Source organism: Bellilinea sp. (genome assembly GCF_053501535.1).
Genome location: NZ_JBRCOK010000096.1, coordinates 1 through 20,606, shown reverse-complemented (window position 1 = coordinate 20,606; position 20,606 = coordinate 1). Strand labels below are relative to the sequence as shown.

24 protein-coding genes are annotated in these 20,606 nt (G+C 54.7%); 15 read left to right on the top strand and 9 right to left on the bottom strand.

Annotated features, from left to right (window positions below; translation table 11 throughout):
- Positions 1-143 precede the first annotated feature (143 nt).
- The 3 genes from ACWIZX_RS09745 to kamA all read right to left on the bottom strand — a co-directional run bounded on the left by ACWIZX_RS09745 (position 144) and on the right by kamA (position 2,890).
- The gene (locus tag ACWIZX_RS09745; protein ID WP_322792949.1) at positions 144-476 is read right to left on the bottom strand and encodes a DUF4190 domain-containing protein; all 333 of its coding nucleotides are present in this window, start codon (positions 474-476) and stop codon (positions 144-146) included.
- A gap of 21 nt (positions 477-497) precedes the next feature.
- Positions 498-1,460 (bottom strand): aldo/keto reductase, encoded by a 963-nt coding sequence (locus ACWIZX_RS09740; protein WP_448335616.1) that lies wholly within the window; start codon positions 1,458-1,460, stop codon positions 498-500.
- Positions 1,461-1,522: 62 nt separating this feature from the next.
- Positions 1,523-2,890, bottom strand: a complete 1,368-nt coding sequence (gene kamA, locus ACWIZX_RS09735) for a lysine 2,3-aminomutase (RefSeq protein ID WP_448335615.1) — start codon at positions 2,888-2,890, stop codon at positions 1,523-1,525.
- A gap of 304 nt (positions 2,891-3,194) precedes the next feature.
- Here kamA and hrcA point away from each other — a divergent pair, with 304 nt between their 5' ends.
- The 5 genes from hrcA (at position 3,195) to prmA (ending at position 8,940) form a co-directional block, all read left to right on the top strand.
- Positions 3,195-4,262, top strand: a complete 1,068-nt coding sequence (gene hrcA, locus ACWIZX_RS09730; RefSeq protein ID WP_322791924.1) for a heat-inducible transcriptional repressor HrcA — start codon at positions 3,195-3,197, stop codon at positions 4,260-4,262.
- On the top strand, positions 4,259-4,861 hold the full coding sequence (locus tag ACWIZX_RS09725) for a nucleotide exchange factor GrpE (RefSeq protein WP_322791923.1): 603 nt from the start codon (positions 4,259-4,261) through the stop codon (positions 4,859-4,861). The genes hrcA and ACWIZX_RS09725 overlap by 4 nt, the downstream gene beginning before the upstream one ends.
- A 64-nt stretch (positions 4,862-4,925) precedes the next feature.
- Positions 4,926-6,821 carry a molecular chaperone DnaK gene (gene dnaK, locus ACWIZX_RS09720; RefSeq protein ID WP_448335614.1) on the top strand — a complete coding sequence of 632 codons (1,896 nt, stop codon included), beginning with the start codon at positions 4,926-4,928 and terminating at the stop codon, positions 6,819-6,821.
- A gap of 93 nt (positions 6,822-6,914) precedes the next feature.
- The gene (gene dnaJ / locus ACWIZX_RS09715; protein ID WP_322792955.1) at positions 6,915-8,030 is read left to right on the top strand and encodes a molecular chaperone DnaJ; all 1,116 of its coding nucleotides are present in this window, start codon (positions 6,915-6,917) and stop codon (positions 8,028-8,030) included.
- Positions 8,023-8,940, top strand: a complete 918-nt coding sequence (gene prmA / locus ACWIZX_RS09710; protein WP_448335613.1) for a 50S ribosomal protein L11 methyltransferase — start codon at positions 8,023-8,025, stop codon at positions 8,938-8,940. Before dnaJ ends, prmA begins: the two co-directional genes overlap by 8 nt.
- 1 nt (position 8,941) lies before the next feature.
- On the opposite strand, the gene ACWIZX_RS09705 is transcribed toward prmA, so the two are convergent.
- Positions 8,942-10,285 (bottom strand): nicotinate phosphoribosyltransferase, encoded by a 1,344-nt coding sequence (locus ACWIZX_RS09705; protein ID WP_322792957.1) that lies wholly within the window; start codon positions 10,283-10,285, stop codon positions 8,942-8,944.
- A 183-nt stretch (positions 10,286-10,468) separates the two neighbouring features.
- On the opposite strand from ACWIZX_RS09705, the gene ACWIZX_RS09700 reads away from it, so the two are divergent.
- Together ACWIZX_RS09700 and ACWIZX_RS09695 are read left to right on the top strand one after the other, a co-directional pair.
- The gene (locus ACWIZX_RS09700) at positions 10,469-10,702 is read left to right on the top strand and encodes a DUF2905 domain-containing protein (RefSeq protein WP_322792958.1); all 234 of its coding nucleotides are present in this window, start codon (positions 10,469-10,471) and stop codon (positions 10,700-10,702) included.
- 111 nt (positions 10,703-10,813) lie between these two features.
- Positions 10,814-11,365, top strand: a complete 552-nt coding sequence (locus tag ACWIZX_RS09695; protein ID WP_448335612.1) for a phosphoribosyltransferase family protein — start codon at positions 10,814-10,816, stop codon at positions 11,363-11,365.
- A 99-nt stretch (positions 11,366-11,464) separates the two neighbouring features.
- Here ACWIZX_RS09695 and ACWIZX_RS09690 read toward each other — a convergent pair whose 3' ends face one another.
- The 5 genes from ACWIZX_RS09690 to ACWIZX_RS09670 all read right to left on the bottom strand — a co-directional run bounded on the left by ACWIZX_RS09690 (position 11,465) and on the right by ACWIZX_RS09670 (position 14,916).
- A complete protein-coding gene (locus ACWIZX_RS09690) occupies positions 11,465-11,656 on the bottom strand; it encodes a ferredoxin (protein ID WP_448335611.1) in 192 nt (63 codons plus the stop codon).
- Between the two features lie 169 nt (positions 11,657-11,825).
- Entirely contained in the window at positions 11,826-12,965 is a 1,140-nt protein-coding gene (galK, locus tag ACWIZX_RS09685) for a galactokinase (RefSeq protein WP_448335610.1), read from the bottom strand.
- Positions 12,962-13,216: a GIY-YIG nuclease family protein gene (locus ACWIZX_RS09680; protein ID WP_322793738.1), complete on the bottom strand. Its 255-nt coding sequence runs from the start codon at positions 13,214-13,216 to the stop codon at positions 12,962-12,964. The genes galK and ACWIZX_RS09680 overlap by 4 nt, the downstream gene beginning before the upstream one ends.
- Positions 13,217-13,219: 3 nt before the next feature.
- The gene (locus tag ACWIZX_RS09675; RefSeq protein WP_448335609.1) at positions 13,220-14,227 is read right to left on the bottom strand and encodes a prephenate dehydrogenase; all 1,008 of its coding nucleotides are present in this window, start codon (positions 14,225-14,227) and stop codon (positions 13,220-13,222) included.
- Positions 14,227-14,916, bottom strand: a complete 690-nt coding sequence (locus tag ACWIZX_RS09670) for a site-2 protease family protein (protein WP_448335608.1) — start codon at positions 14,914-14,916, stop codon at positions 14,227-14,229. Before ACWIZX_RS09670 ends, ACWIZX_RS09675 begins: the two co-directional genes overlap by 1 nt.
- Between ACWIZX_RS09670 and ACWIZX_RS09665 the strand changes: the two genes are divergently transcribed.
- The 8 genes from ACWIZX_RS09665 to ACWIZX_RS09630 all read left to right on the top strand — a co-directional run.
- Complete coding sequence (locus tag ACWIZX_RS09665) at positions 14,915-15,127, top strand: DUF951 domain-containing protein (RefSeq protein ID WP_448335607.1); 213 nt, start codon at positions 14,915-14,917, stop codon at positions 15,125-15,127. The two genes, ACWIZX_RS09670 and ACWIZX_RS09665, sit on opposite strands and share 2 nt — an antisense overlap.
- Positions 15,105-16,262 (top strand): MGDG synthase family glycosyltransferase, encoded by a 1,158-nt coding sequence (locus tag ACWIZX_RS09660; RefSeq protein WP_322793734.1) that lies wholly within the window; start codon positions 15,105-15,107, stop codon positions 16,260-16,262. The genes ACWIZX_RS09665 and ACWIZX_RS09660 overlap by 23 nt, the downstream gene beginning before the upstream one ends.
- 7 nt (positions 16,263-16,269) lie before the next feature.
- The gene (gene tsaE / locus ACWIZX_RS09655; protein ID WP_322793733.1) at positions 16,270-16,764 is read left to right on the top strand and encodes a tRNA (adenosine(37)-N6)-threonylcarbamoyltransferase complex ATPase subunit type 1 TsaE; all 495 of its coding nucleotides are present in this window, start codon (positions 16,270-16,272) and stop codon (positions 16,762-16,764) included.
- A complete protein-coding gene (gene tsaB, locus ACWIZX_RS09650) occupies positions 16,765-17,433 on the top strand; it encodes a tRNA (adenosine(37)-N6)-threonylcarbamoyltransferase complex dimerization subunit type 1 TsaB (protein WP_322793732.1) in 669 nt (222 codons plus the stop codon).
- Positions 17,430-18,002 (top strand): ribosomal protein S18-alanine N-acetyltransferase, encoded by a 573-nt coding sequence (rimI, locus tag ACWIZX_RS09645; protein WP_322793731.1) that lies wholly within the window; start codon positions 17,430-17,432, stop codon positions 18,000-18,002. Before tsaB ends, rimI begins: the two co-directional genes overlap by 4 nt.
- Complete coding sequence (locus ACWIZX_RS09640; RefSeq protein ID WP_322793730.1) at positions 17,986-18,642, top strand: uracil-DNA glycosylase; 657 nt, start codon at positions 17,986-17,988, stop codon at positions 18,640-18,642. The genes rimI and ACWIZX_RS09640 overlap by 17 nt, the downstream gene beginning before the upstream one ends.
- Before the next feature lie 49 nt (positions 18,643-18,691).
- A complete protein-coding gene (locus ACWIZX_RS09635; RefSeq protein ID WP_448335606.1) occupies positions 18,692-20,017 on the top strand; it encodes a nucleotide sugar dehydrogenase in 1,326 nt (441 codons plus the stop codon).
- Positions 20,017-20,606, top strand: a 590-nt coding sequence (locus ACWIZX_RS09630; RefSeq protein WP_448335605.1) for an NAD-dependent epimerase/dehydratase family protein, incomplete at its 3' end; no start/stop codon positions are given. The genes ACWIZX_RS09635 and ACWIZX_RS09630, both read left to right, overlap by 1 nt.

The window sequence follows — 20,606 nt, the reverse complement described above, 5'->3', positions numbered from 1 at the left end:
GTCAACTGGGGAGGCTTTCAGCCGGCGGCGCTCCGTCTCTGTCAGTAACCGGTCAACCTACTCCTCCCGGCACTCCGTTATATGTTTTGATTATTATAGCGGTTTCGGGCGCGGCTGTCCAGCAGGAATTGATTCTCACCTCATCAGGGCATAAAGTTCTGAAAGTCAAAGTTTTGCCAGTCAAATCCGCCCTGGGTGAAAAGGAAAACGCCAACAATGGCGTTGACTGCCGAAAGAATCAACCCGATTGCCGAAAGCACAATTCCGGCGATTGCCAGTCCGCGGCTGCTGGATTTAAGGCCGATGACGCCGGTAATGATGCCGGCGATGGACATGGGAAAGCCGCAAATTGGCAGACACCAACTGAGCAGATTGAGAATACCCAGCACCAGGGCGGCAATGGCAACACCCTGCTTATTGCCAGCGGGTGGTGGAGGGTAAACGACTTCCGGTTGAGGAGTGTAATCACTGGTCATTGAAGTGCTCCATTTGACAGATTATTCAAAATGATTTTCGCCAAAAATTGCCTCGATGCGTTCGAGAATGTCGTTGGTCAATTTCTCAACCGCTTCGGCTGCGGCAAGGTTTTCATCCAGTTGTTCCAGCCGGCTGGCGCCGGTGATGACGCTGGATACTTCCTTGCGGCGCAGCACCCACGCAATTGCCAGTTGCGAGGTGGTCAGACCCAGTTCCTGCGCCAGCGCGGTCAGTTGACGGACGATGGCAATCCGCTCCGGGGTGATGCGCTCACGCAGCCAGGTCATGTCCTCGTGCGAAGCACGGCTGCCGGCGGGGATGCCGTCGTTGTACTTGCCGGTCAGTATGCCAAAGTAGAGCGGTGAAAAGGTGGTCAACCCCAGGCCCAAATCGCGCGCCAGCGGCATGATGTAATCTTCCACGCGCTTGCGGTGGAAGAGATTGTATTGGGGTTGTTCCATGCTGGGCGGTACCAGCCCAAATTCACGGCAGGCGCCGTACACTTCGGCAATCTGGTAGGCCTCCCATTCGGATGTGCCCCAGTAGAGGACTTTGCCCTGATGCACCAGATCATCCATGGCGCGGGCAACTTCTTCAAAGGGGGTATCGGGGTCATAACGGTGGCAGAAGTACAAATCCACGTAATCGGTACCCAGCCGGCGTAATGAGGCGTGAATGGACTCAAAGATGTGTTTGCGGGAAAGCCCGCGCCCGTTGGGGCCCGGAAAAGTGGGCCAGAAAACTTTACTGGAAATGACCAGCGTTTCGCGCTGCAGGTTTTGGATGGCTTTGCCCATGACAACTTCGGCCTGACCGTTGGCGTACACATCGGCATTATCAAAAAAATTAATGCCCTGTTCGTAAGCGGCATGAACAAGGTCAATGGCGGTCTGTTCGTCAATTTGATTGCCAAAAGTGAGCCATGCCCCCAGCGAAATTTCACTGACTTTCAGGCCAGTTCGTCCCAGTCTTCGGTAATGCATGTGTTTATCCTCCTGAGATTTTGAGATGTACTGCCGCCGTCAGGCGGCAGGTGGTTGACCGGTTATTCCATATCGTGAATCTTGCCGCTGCCGAGCGGTTTGGCCTCCCCGCCAATGCCGAGCGGCTTCCATTTTTCTTCATTGGCGCGCAAACGGTGCAATCCTCCGCCGCGGTTGTGCAATGCATCAAAGCCCTCGGGTTTGATGAACATTTCTTCCCCATCCAGCAGGCCGGTAATTCCGGTCTGGCCCGGCTCCAACCGTTTGTTCTGGCAGTAGGGGCAGGTTTTGGGGTCGTGCGGTTTGTAGTCAATCGGTTCTTCGTAGGTGGTGATGTAGCCTTCGTAATTGCGCAGGATGATTTTATGATCGGACATGCTGATGAGGTAATTGGGCATGACCGGGATTTTGCCTCCACCGCCCGGTGCATCTACCACATAGGTTGGCACGGCATAACCGGAGGTATGACCGCGCAAACCCTCAATGATTTCGATCCCTTTACCCACCGGTGTGCGAAAATGCCCGGCGCCATCCACCAGATCACACTGGTAAAGATAGTAAGGACGCACGCGAATACGCACCAGATCCTGCACCAGCTTGCGCTGAATGTGGACGCAATCGTTGACCCCTGCCAGCAACACGGATTGGTTGCCCAGCGGGACACCGGCGCGGCTGAGGCGGTCACAGGCATCCGCCAGTTCCTGTGTGATTTCGTTGGGGTGGTTGACGTGGATGTTCATCCAGACTGGATGGTATTTTGCGAGTGTATCACAAAAGTCATCGGTGATGCGCTGGGGCAGGAAAACCGGTACGCGGCTGCCGATACGGATGATTTCAATATGCGGAATTTCGCGTAAACGGCGGAGCAACTCATCCAGCAGTTTTGGCGCCAGCGTCAATGGGTCACCGCCGGAAAGCAGCACATCGCGCACCTGAGGGGTGTTCTTCAGGTACTCGATCTGCATTTCAAATTCAGCCCGTGAAAAGGTGGCAGTCGGATCGCCGACAATGCGGGAGCGGGTGCAATAGCGGCAGTAAGAGGCGCATTGGGTGGTAACCAGCATCAACACCCGGTCGGGGTAGCGATGCACCAGGCCGGGCACCGGAGAGTGGCGGTCTTCCGCCAGTGAGTCTTCCATCATGCCGGTGAAGGGGACAATTTCTTCGGCTTTGGGGATAACCTGCAAGCGAATCGGGTCGTTGGGGTCATCGGGGTTGATGAGTGAGGCAAAATAAGGGGTGATTTCCACCCGGAATAACCCCTGGGTGTTCAGCGCTTTGATTTCGCTGTCGGTCAGTTTGAAGAGTTTTTCAAAGTCTTCAACCGTGTTGAGACGGTTGCTCAACTGCCAGCGCCAGTCGTTCCATTTTTCGTCGGGAACATCCGCATACACCGGAGCGCGTTTGGAAGGGAAGGGGGTTTGGCTCATATTCGATCTCCTCTAAAATTTGGTAAATTATCAGGTGGACGGACGATATAAAATCAATAAAAAGATGGAGGACGGGGGATCGTGATCAGTGCGGTAGAAACCGGCGCAGTACGAAGGAACCAGATGGTGATTCATCACTTCTATTTTACGAGTAAAAAAGGGTCAGGTCAATCAAACCTGCGGGGATATAAGAATTCTATATGAAGTTGGTATGAATTCTTGACGATGATTGGTGGGCATGGTAAGATGATGTAATGGTCGGGTTTAGCACTCGAAGGGCGAGAGTGCTAAAAGAGGTTTGAAAATGCTGGAACTGACGGAAAGACAAAAATTTATCCTGACTCTGGTGATTCACGAGTACATCCGTACCGCCGCACCAGTTGGGTCGCAGGCATTGGTTGCCCGCTACCACCTCAACATCAGTTCCGCAACGGTGCGCAACGAAATGGCTGCACTGACCGAATACGGTTTGCTGCGCCAGCCGCACACCTCCGCCGGGCGGGTACCCACGGAGGAGGGTTACCGCTATTTTGTTTCGCGACTGATCCGTGCAACCGATTTACCGGATACCACTCGCCGCACGATCAGCCATCAGTTTTATCAAATGCGCCATGATGTCGAACAGTGGGTGCGCCTGGCGGCTTCGGTGCTGGCGCATCAGTCGCGGGCGGCTTCGCTGGTTACACCGCCACACCCCGAAAAGGCGCGCCTGAAGCATCTCGAGTTGATTGCCACGCGTGGGCGGCAGGTGTTGATGGTACTGGTGATGGTCGGCGGGGAAGTTCGTCAACGAATTTTGTCCTTGAACGAACCGGTGGCACAGGAATTGCTTTCCCAATCGGCCGACCGATTGACTCAACTGTTTCAGGGGCTGGACGTGGAATCCATCCGCGCACGAGGTTCGCAATTAAGCGGGCTGGATGCAGATGTCATCGGTTGGGTCATTGAGGATATGGTTGAAGCCAATTCCGAAGTGGCTGGTGAGGTGTATCTGGATGGTTTGACCAACGTGCTCGCCGAACCGGAATTCACCGGTTCAGAGGAAGCCCGCCGCGCCTTAAGAATTTTGGAAGAACGCTCGCTGCTGCAAGATCTGGCTGCCCGCACTGTCATGAGCAATAACGTGGGCGGCATTCAGGTATTGATCGGCGGCGAAGGAACATGGGATGAACTGCGACCGTGGTCCATTGTACTGGGGAGTTATGGCGCTCCCGGACTGGCAACCGGCACGCTGGGGGTTTTGGGCCCTTTGCGCATGTCCTATGGCAGGGCAATTTCCACGGTACGCTTTCTCTCCGGCTTGTTGAGTGATCTGGTGGCTGAAACGTTGTTAGACGAACCCTCGACTTATAAAGGAGAAAACCTCTCATGACCGAAGAAAAGAAAAAACGGACGCGACATGCTCATTCGCCGGCTGAAGAAACTGCCCAACCGCAGCAATCTGCTGCACAAACGGAAGAACCGGAATCAGCCGGGCAAAATGAACAGGTGTCCCTCATGGAGGATACCATCATGGGATTGCAGCAAGAACTGCAAAACGCACAGACTCAATGTAAAGAATATTTCGAGGGCTGGCAGCGGGAACGCGCCGACTTCATGAACTACAAAAAGCGCGTTGAACGCGATCAGGCTCAGCTTCATCAGATGATTACCGCCAACATCATTAAGAAATTTTTGGTGGTGCTGGATGATATGGAACGCGCCATCAGAAACCGGCCGGCCGATGCCGAACAGCAGGAATGGTGGAACGGCGTGGATCTGATCTACCGAAAACTGCAATCAATTCTGGAAGCCGAAGGGATTCAGCCGATTGCCGCAGCCGGTGATCCGTTCGACCCGAACCTGCACGAAGCCATTTCCCACGAGGAAAACGGCGAGGTGCAGAGCGGGCACATCATCGAAGTCGTACAACAGGGCTACCGCCTTGGCGACCGCATTGTGCGCCCGGCATTGGTGCGGGTGGCGCAGTAGCAGCCGCAAGTTGGCAGGCAGGTTGCAACGTTATATTTTAACATGACAAAATTTGGAGGAATCTATGGGAAAAATAGTCGGCATTGACCTCGGTACCACAAACTCGGTGGTGGCGGTCATGGTAGGCGGTGAGCCAACCGTAATCCCCTCTGCTGAAGGCGAACGGCTGGTGCCATCGGTGGTTGCAATCAATAAAAATGGCGAGCGGCTGGTTGGGCGGGCTGCCCGCAATCAGGCAATTGTCAATCCGGAAAATACCATTTTTTCGATCAAGCGCTTGATGGGGCGCAAGTATGACGACCCCGAAGTACAGCGCACCATGAGCCGGGTGCCGTACAAGATCACCAAAGCCCCCAACGGCGATGCCCGGGTAGTGATGGGCGGGCGCGAGTACTCACCGCCGGAGATTTCAGCAATGATTCTGGCCAAACTGAAAGCCGATGCCGAAGCCTTTTTGGGTGAGCCGGTGACTCAGGCGGTAATTACCGTGCCGGCCTACTTTAATGATGCTCAGCGCAATGCGACCAAAGATGCCGGAAAAATTGCCGGCCTGGAAGTTCTGCGCATCATCAATGAGCCGACTGCCTCGTCCCTGGCCTACGGACTGGACAAACGCAAGAACGAAGTGATTGCCGTGTATGATTTGGGCGGCGGCACTTTCGATATTTCCATTCTGGACGTGGGAGAAGGCGTCTTTCAGGTCAAGTCCACCAGCGGGGATACCTTCCTTGGCGGGGATGATTTTGACCTGCGCCTGATGGATCACCTGATTGAAGAGTTCAAGAAAGAAACCGGTATTGACCTGCGGCAGGATCGTCAGGCGCTGCAACGTTTGAAAGAAGCCTCCGAAAAAGCCAAGATCGAACTTTCAACCGTGATGCAAACCGAGATCAACCTGCCTTATATCACCGCGGATGCCACCGGTCCCAAGCATCTGGTCAAATCCATCACCCGCGCCAAACTGGAGCAGCTGACGGCCGATCTGGTTGAACGTTCGCTGGGTCCGGTGCGCCGCGCACTTTCGGATGCCGGTTTGAAGCCTGCGGATGTCAACGAGGTGGTGCTGGTGGGCGGCATGACCCGCATGCCGGCCGTGCAGGATGCCGTTCGCCGGGAATTTGGCAAGGAGCCCCACAAGGGTGTTAACCCGGATGAAGTGGTTGCGATTGGGGCGGCCATTCAGGCGGCGGTGTTAGGCGGTGAGGTCAAGGATGTGATTCTGGTGGATGTAACGCCGCTGACCCTGTCGGTAGAGACGTTGGGTGGTGTGGCAACCCCGCTGGTCGAACGCAACTCGGCCATTCCTACCAGCAAAACGCAAATTTTCTCCACCGCTGCAGATGGTCAGACGCAGGTGGAGATTCATGTTGTGCAGGGTGAGCGCCCGATGGCTGCCGATAACAAATCGCTGGGTCGTTTCATTCTGGATGGCATTCCCCCGGCGCCGCGTGGTGTGCCCCAAATCGAAGTGACCTTTGATATTGATGCCAATGGCATTTTAACCGTCACCGCCAAGGATAAAGCCACGGGACGAAGTCAGCACATCACTATTACCGCATCCTCGGGTCTCTCCGAAGCGGAAATTGAGCGGATGCAGCGGGAAGCCGAAATGCACGCCGAAGAAGACCGCCTGCGCAAAGAACTGGTAGAGGCCCGCAACTATGCGGACAACACCCTCTACGCCGCCGAAAAAACCATGAAGGACTATGGCGATAAGGTATCTTCTGATGTGAAGGCACAGGTTGAGCAGGCTATGCAGCGTCTGAAGGATGTGATGCAGGATCCCGACCCGAATCGGATACGCGCTGCAACCGACGAGCTGGGACAGGCGCTGCAAAAAATCGGCGCAGGGATGTATCAATCTACGGCAGAAACGGCTGCACCGGGTGGCAGTACGCCCCCACCTCCACCTCCTTCCGGCGATGAGGATGTGGTTGACGGAGAGTTCAAAGAGCAGTAAGATTTAATCTTGCGAAAATGGGGCAGGTGAGTTTCATCTGCCCCTCACCCCGAAAAATTTAGCGGCTTAAGCGGATTAATGATTGGAAGTCGAATGGCACAGCGTGATTATTACGAGGTTTTAGGGGTCAGCCGAAATGCGAGCAGCGAGGAGATTAAATCAGCGTTTCGGAACCTGGCTCGCAAATACCATCCGGATGTGAACAAAGAACCGGATGCCGAACAACGCTTCAAAGAGATTAACGAAGCGTATGGTGTGCTTTCTGACCCCGAAAAGCGAGCGGCTTATGATCGTTATGGGCATGCCGGTGTTAACGGGATGGGCGGGATGCCCGATTTCACCACGATTGACTTTTCGGATATCTTTGAAGAGTTCTTTGGTTTTGGCATGGGGGGCAGTTCCCGGCGGCGCAATGCCCCACGTCGCGGCGCTGACCTGAGTACCACCGTCACCCTGACCTTCGAGGAAGCAGTTTTTGGGGTTGAAAAAGAAATTGAAATTGTACGGGATGAGGTGTGTTCCACCTGCCGCGGCAGCGGGGCTGAACCCGGTACTTCACCGGTTCGCTGCCAGACCTGCGGAGGCCGGGGAGAAGTACGACAAACCCGGCAGACCTTCCTTGGGGCTATGGTGCAGGTAACCACCTGCCCGGCCTGCGGCGGCAGTGGTGAGGTCATCAGTACTCCCTGTCATACCTGCAAAGGGCGCGGGGTGGAGCGCAAATCGGTCAAAAAGACTGTGCCCATTCCTGCCGGCGTGGATAACGGCACCCAGATTCGGCTGGCCGGTGAAGGCCAACCGGGCAGCAACGGCGGGCCGCACGGAAACCTGTACATCGAAATCCACGTCAAGGAACATCCCTACTTCCGCCGAAAAAATGATGACATTCTGCTGGATTTGAACATCAATGTGGCGCAGGCAGCTCTCGGTGCTGAGATTGAAGTGCCAACCATTGAGGGGAAGACCAAATTAAACATTCCTGCCGGTACGCAGCCCGGGAAAATCTTTCGTTTGAAGGGCAAAGGGGTACCGAATGTACGTGGTAACGGGCGGGGTGATCAACTGGTGATCGTCAACGTGGAAGTACCCACCCGTTTGACCAATGAACAGCGTGAATTATTTGAAAAGCTGGCCAAAACGCTGGGCAGCGAGGTGCGTCCGCAGGAAAAAAGTTTTCTGGACTTGCTTAAGGAGGTGCTGGGTGGCTGAAGCGCGCTGGCTGGAAGTATCCTTGACCGTAGATGGTGAACTGGCCGAAGCGGTGGCAGATGTCATCGGCCGCTTTACCTCCCAGGGTGTGGTCATGGAGCAAGCCGTGCGCTATAACGACGCGGAGGATGAGGGCACACCCTATGGGCCGGTCAAGGTGTTTGGTTACATGGTGGTGGACAGCACTCTCGAACAGCGCCGCATGAAATTGGAAGAAGCCCTGTGGCATCTGAGTCAGATTCAACCCCTGCCGCCAGCCGAATACCGCGAAATTGAGGATCAGGACTGGATGGCAGCCTGGCGGGAACATTACCGCCCCATCCCGATTGGTGAAAAACTGATGATTCTGCCGGCGTGGATTGAATCGGCGGATGAGCAGCGCATCCCGATCAAAATTGACCCCAGTATGGCTTTTGGCACCGGCACACATCCTACCACCCAGCTGTGCCTGGCCTTGCTGGAAAGACACCTCACACCGGGTGATGCGGTGATTGATATTGGCTGCGGGTCGGGGATTTTATCCATTGCGGCGGTTAAACTGGGCGCCAGCAGGGTGGTGGCTGTGGATATTGATCAGGCGGCCATCCGCTCTACGCGCGAAAACGCCGCATTGAACGGGGTTGCCGAGCAAATTGACAGCGGGGTAGGCTCGCTGGGGGAAATTTTGTTGGGTTATTATGCACTGCGCCGCGCTCCGCTGGTGCTGGCGAATATCCTTGCTCCGGTCATCATTCGCATGTTTGGGGAAGGACTGACGGATACCATTACAAATCGGGGTAAGATCATCCTGTCCGGTATTCTGGATGAGCAATCACCGGCAGTCGAAGCAGAAGCCGAAATGCACGGCCTGCAATTCGTTGAGCGAATGGTACAAAACGATTGGGTTGGGCTGGTTTATCAAAAACCCTGACCTACCAGACTCGCTCCAGGTCGGGATTATCGAGGGCTTTTCGCCCCACTTTGGCCATGTCGATCCACTGCCCATCCACTTTGATGCGCACCACATCGGCGGTGTAATCGGTGACCGTGTCGTTGTGATTGTCAAATAAAGCCGAACCAACCGCGTAGATGTCCACCGGTACACTTAATTTTTCGAAGCGGGTAATCTTTTCCGGCGTAAAGCCGCCGGAAACCACAATTTTAACTTCCTGACAGAAACGGCGGGCGGGTTCTCGCCATTCAGCAGGCAAGTCCCAGCTTTCCCAGGCGGTATCCAGTGCCTGACGCACCAGAAAGACCAAGCGTGGATTGACACCCAAATCCAGGGCCGGGTCGCCCAGCGGTGGGACGCTGACATCCCGCAGGCTGCCGCTGGTATCCAGTCGGACGCCGTAGAGTTTGTAACGGTTGGCTTCTTCCGGCTGACCGGTTTCGACCAAGGTGCGGTAACGCTCAAACATGGCTTTACAAACCTGGAGCGAATCGCGCACACAATCATTGTTGAAATCCACCAGCGCAATCCGTGGGATGCTGGGTGGCAGCACCTGAGCAAAGGCCAGCATGGCTTCAGCAGTGTCTCCCAAAAATGAGGCGATGGCGGCATGAGCCACCGTGCCGCCTCCGGCGCCGCCCCACCAGTCGCCCTGCGCATCGGTGGAAACGAAGGGGCCGAGGGTGCTGGCATGGTCAAGGTTATAGCGCTGCACGGCAATCTGGTAGGCGTAACCATCCGCGGCCTGCACTTCGTGCAGGTCAAAACGAGCCGGGAAGAAAAGCATTGGCTTGCCGCGTGCAGCCACCAGAGCGTTATACACATTGGTGGCAACACGACTGGCGCGGGTGAGAATGCCCAGTGTGGGGGTTTCTAAAATGGCGAAATCGCGGTAGCGCCCGCGCACGCGCATGACTGGCTGCACATGCAGCGGGTTTCCATCCGAGGTTACCGTGCAGCCATCGTGAACCGCCCAGACTTCCAGCTGGTCGGCGGTGTTGATAAAGGTGTCTCCCTCGAAGTAACCCGTGCAGTGACGCAGCATGGTCAGGGCTTTGTCCACGCCAACCACAATCGTTTTTCCGGGACGGCGGGTGAACCATTGCATCTCGACTTCAATGTCGCCGCAGGCAATTTGATAGGGGTCAATGCCGGCTGGCAAGCGGTGATCCCTGCCCTGATAGCGGTAACCCTGTTTGGAGAGCACGGTAAGCATGGTGGCAATGTTGACAAAGTACTTATCGGTGTACCAGCCGCGCCGCATACGCTCGATATCCAGTTTGAAAGTTTCGTTCGTGAGCCGTTTGCCGTCGAAGATACTCATGGGGGAACTCCGGGGAAAGATAGTTGGTGTAAATTATACACTTAATATACTCCCAAATGAATGAGGTGTCAAGAAGATTGAAGTCTCTCAAAATACTGGTGGGAGAGTGGTATCGTTTGACCTACACTTCTGGCAGTCGTTGTATTATATTTTTGGATAATTCCTGTTGGAGGTGATGTCATCATGCAAAGTTTTGAAGTGATTGGACGCTGGTTAATGTTGCTTGGCATTGGGCTGGTGGTGGTTGGCGGAATCTTCTGGCTGATGGGGCGGCTGCCGGCTTTGCAAAATCTGCCCGGAACCATCAAAATTGAACGAGATGGCTTTACCTGCATCTTTCCACTGGCTGCATCCATTCTGCTCAGCGTTCTTCTCACCGTGGTTTTAAACATCATTGCCCGCCTGGGCAGCCGCTAGGCTTTCAATTAAGTCCCGATTGATTTATCTAAAATGGTCGTTCTATGGTAAACTTGAGTTCTGTCATCATCGGGGACATGCCGGCAGAAAAATTGATGAGGAGTTGGGAAGATGGTAGAACGCGAAACATACCCGATTGAACTGGCGGGGCAGCACCGCGAATTGCCGCTGTTTGAAGTCAAACCCGGACTGAAAATTGCCATTTTAAACATTCTGGGGGATACGCCGCTGGTCGAGGCCTGTGCCGAGGCGCTGGCACAAAAATCGCGTGACCGTGATTTTGATGTGATCGTTACGGCCGAATCCAAAAGCATTCCGCTGGCGTATGCCATGTCCGTGCGTTTGAACAAGCCGTATGTGGTGCTGCGCAAGGTTTATAAATTTTACATGGGTGAGGCTTTAAAAGCTCAAACCCTCTCAATTACGACCGGCGAACCGCAAACGCTTTTCCTTGATGAGAAAGACCACCGCTTACTGCGCGGAAAAAAAGTGATGATTCTGGATGATGTGATCAGCACCGGTTCGACGCTGGAAGGGATGCGTTCCCTGATGGAACAGGCCGGGGCAACCGTAACCGTAGAAGCAGCGATTTGTACCGAGGGTGAATCAGCGCGTTGGAATGGGATTGTAGCGCTGGCGCACCTGCCTCTGTTTGAGGAATAGACCTTTTTCGAGCAGATTAGATAGCAGAGTAGAATGAAATCACCCCGCTGGTATACAACTTAACGGGGTGATTTCTTGCATCGTCTTACAAACGGTAGGTTAATCTTCAAAGGAGATGGCTTCTTCCGGGCATTCATCCACGGCTTGCTGGACAAGATCGCGGTAAGATTCAGGCACCGGGTCCATGATGACGATTGCGTGAATTTGATCACCCAATTGAAAAATTTCCGGAGCAATGGTTTCACACACGCCACAGCCCATACAGGTATCCGGATCAACAAACACCTTCATATCTGAATTTCCTCCTGGAACTTCGGGGTAGAAAAAGGGAGAAACAGCAACGCGGCTTCAGTTTCGCCGATTAACGTGAGGGATACTCTCATTATAGTGATTTTTTCGTCCAGAGTTTGAGTTTACAGGGTGATATTCTTCCTGATTTTTGTCCGAAAATGTCAATTACTCAACCGGTTTGAACATGGACGCCCTCGCTGGCATGACAAAGGTAGATTTCTCCGGTTTTACCAGTGCGCAGGGTGTATTCCTGAGCCAGTCTTTGGGCAAAAATCTGAGCCGATTCTTCCTCAACCAGGTTGACGGTGCAGCCGCCAAAACCCGCACCGGTCAGTCGCGCTCCGAGGCAGCCCGGCAGGCAGGTGGCAATTTCTACCAGCCTGTCCAGTTCTGGAATGCTGACCTGATACAGATCGCGCAGGGAAGCATGGCCTTCAACCATCAATTGACCAAAAGCAGCGCCGTCGCCCTGTTTGAGCAGATCAACGGCCTTTTCAACCCGGGCAATTTCTTCCACAACATGGCGCGCATGCCGCCCGACCTGCTCCGGCAGGTGAGCTGAAAATCGGTTGAAGTCATCCAGCCGCACATCTCGCAGGCTGCGGATACCCGGCAGGTAAACCCGTAAAAGGCGCACGGCCTCCTCACAATCGGCGCGGCGCTGATTGTAGGCAGAATTTGCCAGCGTGCGGCGCATACCCGAGTCGGCAATCACCAGGGCTGTACTCGCCGGCAGCGGGACGGGTTCGTAAGACAGCGAGCGGGTGTCGAACATCAGGGCGTGGCCCTTGATACCGCAAGCCGAGGCAAATTGATCCATCAAACCGCAATTGACGCCGACAAACCGATTTTCGGCTTGCTGGCACAATTGAGCCAGCTCCAGGCGGCTTAACCCCCAGCGGTTCAACTCATTCCATAAAGCCCCAAAGGCCACTTCCACAGCAGCCGAGGAGCTCAGTCCGGCGCCAATCGGCACAGATGAAGTATACACTGCGCGGATGCCGCTGACCGGTAAACCGCGTTGAAGCGCAGCCCAGGCCACCCCGGCAGGATAGCGCGCCCAATCGGGCAACGCCTGAGGCTGCAGGTTTTCTAAATCAAAAGTAATTTTTTCCCCAAGATCAAGCGCCGTCAGTTCGACCCGGGTGTGCCCGGTTTCAACCGCCTGTAAATGGACATAGCGGTCAATGGCGGCCGGTAAGACGATGCCGTCGTTGTAGTCCACATGTTCTCCCAGCAAATTCACTCGCCCGGGAGCGTGGATATCCCATTGAGGAGCAGGGAGGGACGGGGATAGGGGTTTTATCATGCTGGCCTGCCGTTTTCGATCAATTGTTTTTTACGTTGGTGAGTGAGTTTCTTCAATTGAGCTTCACGCCGCATGGCATCCTGCCGGGTGGGCTGCTCTTCTACATATACAAGGCGAACGGGCAGGTGCAGGCGGGTGTAACGTGCCCCCTTGCCTGAATTATGCTGCCGCTCACGGCGGTGCGGGTCGGTGCTCCAACCAGTGTAGAAACTGCCATCGCTGCATTCAAGAATGTAGCAGTAATACCCCATAGGTTACTTGGATGGCTTATTTCCTTTATCCTGTTCACGCGGGCGTTTACCCAAACCGAACAGCCTGCCAATCACCTGACCGCTGGTGGGCAGAATGGAAGGTGTTGAGGGTACATCCCACATCCCTTCCAGGCGGTCATTCCACCATAAAATGCGCTGCTGTTGAGCGCTGTTCAGCGCATGATGAAGCGCCTGATCATCCTGATTGAGAAGCATCTCGCGGAAGTCTTCCAGTTCACCAATCAGGGCATCCAGCAGACGGATGGCATTATCACTGTTATGGATGGCGGACTGTCCCAGCAATTTTTGTTCATTGAGGTGCAGGAGGGGCTCGGTGACTTCCAGAAAGGAGCGACCGGCAAGCTTTCTGCCTTCGCGCCAGCCGGGCTGGTTCATTGCGGCGCGCATCAAACCGGCGGCGGCCAGTTTGGGGAGTAAATCCACCATGGCCATCAGTCCATCGGCTTCAAAGGGATCGGCGTAAAAAGGCTTTCCGCCGATCATTTCCGCCAGATCACCGGCCAGTTTGAGGGCATCAGCGTGGGTTTCGGGTGGGGCAGTGATGACGATTAACCCCCGCTGGAAGTATTCCGGGCTGGATTTGTCGAGGGATTCGTCCATATCTGTAAGGAAAGCGGGGTTGAGGGCGGGCGTAAAGGAAATCAGGTAGCGTTCTTCGGGCAGCAGGTTTTTCGCCCAGTTGAATACCGTGTTGGAGAGCGGCGAGGTGTCCAGAATCACCGCACCGGGTTTCAGAGAGGGGGCAATGGCTTCCAGAGTGGGATGAATCTCGTCCACCGGCAGACACAGGATGACCACATCGGCTTTTTCAACTGCGGCGTGTAAGTTATGGATGATGCGGTCAATTGCCTTGAGGTGGAGCGCCTTTTGTTCGGCAATCAAGTCGGCATCCGATCCCACTCGTTCCAATTGAGCGGTGTTTTTTTGCAGCGCCAGCCCGATAGAAACGGCGGTCTGATTTAAACCTAAAAGAGAGATGCGTAAAGCCATTAATTTCCTCCCAGTAAGAGGTAGAGGAGATTGGGTAAAGCCGGGTTCATGATTAATGAAAACACGTCAAAACCCAGGCGCGAGGGGATGATCAGCAAACCAATCAGGATCAAAGCGCCATACGGCCGGATGACGCTCATCACCCGCGCCAGTGAGGGCGGTGCGAAATATTCAACAATTTTATCCCCATCCAGCGGCGCCAGCGGAATCAGGTTGAACAACATCAAGATCAGATTAATGAAGATAAATTCCAGCAGGAATTGATAGGGGGTAGGGAAAAAACCCGGCAGTGGACTGCTGGAGGAGAAGGTGACCAGTCCAAGCCGCAGTGGAATGGCGGCTACGGCTGCCAGCAAAAAGTTGGAAAACGGACCGGCCAGTGAAACCCACATCAGCGCGGCTGGTGAGCGACGGTTAAGCGCGTAGGGATTGACCGGTACCGGTTTAGCCCAGCCAAAACCGGCAATCAACAGCATGAGGGAGCCAAACGGGTCGAGGTGACTGAGTGGGTTGAGCGTCAACCGCCCGTATTGACGCGGGGTTTCATCGCCAAAGCGGGTTGCCGTCCAGGCGTGCGCAAATTCATGCACGCTGAAAGCAATAATCAAGATGAAAATGCGACTGATGATGGTTTGTGGATCGAGATTCAGCATGAAACGATTATAACATGGGTGGTATAATGCGGGCATGTTGCCAGATTTGCAGCTCAATGATGTGGTGCGCCTGCGTAAACCACACCCGTGCGGCGGGTACGAGTGGAAAATTGTGCGTCTGGGGGCGGATATTGGGCTGGAATGCTGCACCTGTCAACGGCGCGTGCTGTTGACCCGCCGGGAATTAGCCCGCCGATTGAAAGCAATTGTATCGCGAGAGAGCCATGAGCAAAACCCCGCCGGATAAACCGCACATCCTTTTCCTGTTTTCCGATACCGGCGGTGGACACCGCAGCGCCGCCGAAGCCATTATTGAGGCGATTGGGCTGGAATTTGGGGATCAGATCGGTACGGAGATGGTGGATATTTTTTTGCAATACGCCCCGCCGCCGATTAACCTGGCACCCCGCATTTATCCGACCCTTTCGCGTATGCCGGATTTGTGGGAACTGGGCTACCGCATCTCGGATGGTAAACGCAGAACCCGCTTTGCCTATACCATGCTCTGGCCGTATGTGCGCCGCTCGCTTGACCGGCTTCTGGAAGAACATCCGGCATCGCTGGTGGTTTCGGTTCACCAATTGATCAACACGCCGGTTTCCAGGGCTACAAAAAAATTGGGTATCCCCTTCATCACGGTTGTGACCGATCTGGTTTCCACTCACGCAGCCTGGTATTGCAATCAGGCTGATCTGGTGGTGGTGCCGACCGAGGAAGCCTACCAGCGCGGCCTGGAAATGGGTTTGAAAGCGGACCAAATGCGGGTGGTGGGTTTGCCGGTTGCTGACCGATTTTGTAAGCCGCTGGCGGATGAGCGCGTTCTGCGGGAACAGCTCGGCTGGCGTCAGGATTTGCCGGTGGCAGTGCTGGTCGGCGGTGGCGAGGGTATGGGGCCGCTGGCAACCACAGCACGGGCGATTGATGAGGCTCACTTGCCGCTGCAATTGATCATTGTTACCGGAAGAAACCGCATTCTCAGGGAACAGCTGGAACGGGTGCGCTGGCAAATTCCGGTCAAAGTGTATGGATTTGTGACCGAAATGCCCGAATTTATGCGCGCAGCGGATATTTTGATTACTAAAGCCGGCCCCGGCACGATTTGCGAAGCCTTCATTGCCGGTTTGCCATTAATCCTCTACAGCAAAATGCCCGGTCAAGAGGATGGAAATGTGGATTTCGTTGTTGAACATGGTGCGGGTGTTTGGGCGCCGCAGCCCGGACTGGTGGTGAGGGCGCTCCAACACTGGTTGAAACGGCCGGAAGAACGCCTGAAAACCGCCCGGATTTCATTGAAACTGGGACGACCGCAGGCCGCCCGCCAGATTGCCCGTCTGCTGGTGGAACGAGCCTGCCGACAGTCATCTGCCAAAATACGGGTATAATTTGATTATGCCTATTCTGGATGCACGAACGCTGGAATTTTTCAGTCGCAGCGCCGATCAAACCCGCCGGCTGGGAATGCGTTTGGGGGGGCTCTTGCAGACGGGGGATGTTGTGCTATTACAGGGCGAATTGGGCAGCGGAAAAACGACCCTGGTTCAAGGCATGGCCCAGGGTTGGGGTTCTTTGGATGCAGTGTCCAGCCCTACCTTTGTACTGGTTAACGTGTACCGCCGGCCGGATGGTCATGCACTTTATCATCTGGATGCTTACCGCTTGAAATCGGCGGCTGAAGCACTGGAATTGGATCTGGACTGGATGATGGAAAGCGGCGCTCTGGTGGTGGAGTGGCCTGAAAACATTCAAGCGGCCTTGCCGCGCGAACACTTGCTGGTGCGCCTGAACTGGATTGCAGAAGAACAGCGCGGTATGGTTTTTCTGGCTCAGGGCAGCCGTTATGAAACACTGGTGCAGGAATTTCGTCAGCGGGTCGTGGGAGGTTAAATGCTGCTGGCACTGGATACTTCGACGCAGTATGCCGGTGTTGCCCTCTACGAAGGGGCGCAGGTGATTGGGGAAGCCGTCTGGCGTACCCAAAACCATCACACGGTGGAAGTAGCGCCAGCCTTGCAGGACTTGATGAATCGCTGCGGGGTGCGCACGGCTGATTTGAAAGCAATTGGCGTTGCACTGGGGCCGGGTTCGTTCACCAGTTTGCGGATTGGACTTGCGCTGGCTAAGGGGATGGCGCTGGCTGCTAAAATCCCGCTGATTGGTATCCCCACCTTTGATATCCTCACGGCTGCCCAGCCGGTGCAAAACCTGCCGCTGGTGGTTGCCTTACAGGCGGGCCGGGGAAGGCTGGCAGTGGGCCGCTACCAGCCGAAGGGCAGCCATTGGGAAAGTCAATCTGAACCGCAGGTGATGAGTGTTGATGAACTGGCTCAGTCTATCGAAACGCCGACGCTGGTATGCGGTGAGTTAAATGCTGCTGAACGGGTAACCCTGGCGCGCAAAAGGCGGCTGGTCATTCTGGCCTCTCCAGCGTCCTCTTTAAGGAGGCCGTCCTATTTGGCGGAACTGGCATGGAAACGCTGGCGTAGCAACAAGCTGGATGATCCCATCCGTCTTGCGCCAATCTATCTCAGCACTGCAGAGGGGGTAACGGTTTGAAAGAAACCCTTTCGTCGGCGCGGTTGAAAATCCGCCCAATGGAACTTCGGGATGTCCCGCGAGTCCGTGAGATTGATGTGGCTTCGTTTTCTTTGCCTTGGCCGGAACGTTCTTTCCGTTTTGAAATTACGGAAAATCCAGCTTCTCGTTTGTGGGTGGCTGAAATTGAAACGCCCGATGGACACAATGTGGTGGTGGGAATGGTGGTGATGTGGCAGGTGCTGGATGAGGCGCATATCGGCACCTTTGCAATTCATCCGGCGTACCGCCGCAAGGGGATTGGCTGCCGCCTGCTGGCGGAATCCCTGCTGGAGGTTTATGCGATGGGCGTTCGGCAATGTTACCTGGAAGTGCGCCGCTCGAACCTGGCCGCCCAAAACCTGTATAAAAAATTTGGATTTGAAGTCACATCTGTGCGCAGCGGTTATTACCGGGATAATGGGGAAGATGCGTTGATCATGACGCTTGAAAACATCAACCCCCAGAAACTGCGCAACTTTTTGCAGGGTTGTGACGATGAGAATGGAACAATTCCTTTCGGGGAGAAAGACCATGGATCAACCAGATGAAATCTTGAGAAAAGTCGCTGCTGAAGTATCCGTGTGTCAACGCTGCCAGTTGAGTTATTCGCGGAAAAAGGCCGTGCCGGGTGAGGGTCCTTCCAATGCTGAAGTCATGTTCATCGGCGAAGGACCGGGTTTTTATGAAAATGAACAGGGTCGTCCGTTTGTGGGAGCAGCCGGCAAGTTTTTGGATGAATTGTTGCAGCGTGCCGGCCTCAAAAGAGAAACGGTATTTATTACCAACGTGGTTAAGTGCCGCCCGCCGGGTAACCGTGACCCTCTCCCTGAGGAGCTGGCAGCCTGCAATGACTATCTGGAACAGCAAATTCGGGCGATTAATCCGCTGGTCATCGTTACCCTGGGACGGTATTCCATGGCGCGATTTCTGCCGAATGTACGCATCAGTGATGTGCACGGTAAAGCCCGCTGGCTGGATGGGCGGCTGGTTGTGCCGATGTTTCATCCGGCTGCAGCGCTGCATCAACCCTCGCTGAAAAGTGCCGTGGTGGAGGATTTTTCCAAACTAGCAGGCTACATTCAACAGGCGCGTCAAAATCGGCATACTGTTAAAGACAGCCAGCCAGTTTCAAAACAGGAATCCGAAGAGGAAGAACAACCCAAACCCACCCAATTGAGTCTTTTCTAGGGGCTGCCGCCCGGTTTATTCCTGATTTCGTATTTGAAAGAGAAAAAAAATGACGACCGAATCCTATCAACAGCAGTTGATTGAAAAATTCAAGACCCGCACGGCAAAAGTTGCCATCCTCGGTATGGGATATGTGGGCCTTCCGCTGGCAGTCGTGTTTGCTGAAGCCGGTTTTGAAGTCACCGGTATTGACCTGGTTGAGAGTAAGGTGGCTGCGCTCAATCGCGGCGAAAGTTATATTCTGGATGTGCCCCAGGAGCAGGTTAAGCGTCTGGTGGAACAGGGCAGGCTGAAGGCTACAACCGAATATGCAGCCTTACAGGCAGCCGATGCTGTTTCCATTTGTGTGCCGACGCCGCTGCGCAAGACCGGCGACCCCGATTTATCCTTTATCGTCAGTGCGGCTGAGGGGCTGGCGCCCTATGCTCATGCCGGTATGGTGATCGTTCTGGAATCCAGCACATACCCCGGCACCACCCGTGAACTGGTGCTGCCTGCCTTGTGCGCTCGGCCCGGCCTGGCGATCGGGGAAAATATCTTCTTAGCCTTTTCACCAGAGCGGGTTGACCCCGGACGAAAGGATTGGACGACCTACAATACTCCCAAAGTGTTGGGCGGCATTACCCCGCATTGTACTGAAGTGGCTGCGGCATGGTATGGTGAGGCTCTCCAAACGGTGGTGCCGGTCTCTTCGACCGAAGTTGCTGAAATGGCCAAATTGTTGGAAAACACCTTCCGCATGATTAACATCGGGCTGGTCAATGAACTGGCAATCATGTGCAACCGCCTGAAAGTGGATGTGTGGGAGGTGATCGAAGCGGCAGCCACCAAGCCGTTCGGCTTCATGAAGTTTACCCCCGGACCGGGCTTGGGCGGGCATTGTATTCCAATTGATCCGCTCTACCTGTCCTGGAAACTGAAATCACTGAATTATACGGCGCGTTTCATTGAGCTGGCCTCCGAAATCAACACCAATATGCCGCGCTTTGTGGTGGGAAAAGTTCAGGATGCCTTGAATGACCATCATAAACCCTTGCGCGACAGCAAAGTGCTGGTACTGGGAGCGGCTTACAAGCCGGATGTGGACGATTTGCGCGAATCGCCGGCGCTGGACGTGATTCATTTACTGCGCGAGAAGGGCGCGCTGGTCCGATATCACGATCCCTATATCCCGGTCATTGACCACAACGAGTACCATCTCGAAACAGTAGATGATCTGATGGGTGCAGTTGGCGAGGCGGATTGTGTGGTTATCATTACCAATCACTCGGTTTACGATTATCCTGCCATTCTTGAAAGGGCAAAATTGATCGTAGATACGCGCAATGCACTCGGTAAACAGGGGCGCAATCATCCCAAAGTGGTGAGGTTGTAATGACCCTGCGCTATCTGGTTACTGGCGCAGCCGGCTTTATTGGCGCGCGGGTGGTGCAGCTGCTGGTGGAGCAGGGGCATCAGGTGGTGGGGGTGGACAATCTCAATGCGGCCTACGATGTCCGTTTGAAGCAATACCGCCTTGAGAAACTCAGCAAATTTGCTTCCTTCCAATTCCACCGCAAGGATGTAGCTGAACGGTCTGCCATGCAGGATTTATTCCATCAATACCGCTATTTCGATGCGGTCATTCATCTTGCGGCGCGGGCCGGTGTGCGCGCCAGCACGCAGGACCCCTGGGAGTTTGAACGATCCAATTCGGCCGGCACACTGACCTTGCTGGAGATGTGCCATCAGTATGATTGTAATAAATTCGTGTTTGCCTCGACTTCGTCCATCTACGGGGCTAATCCACCCTACCCGACTTCGGAAGAAGCCGACAGCAGCCATCCTTTACAACCCTATGCTGCCACCAAAAAAGCCGGCGAGGTGATGTGTCACGCCTATCATCATTTATATGGGTTGGATGTAACCATCTTCCGGTTTTTTACGGTTTATGGGCCGGCCGGTCGGCCGGACCTGGCCATGTT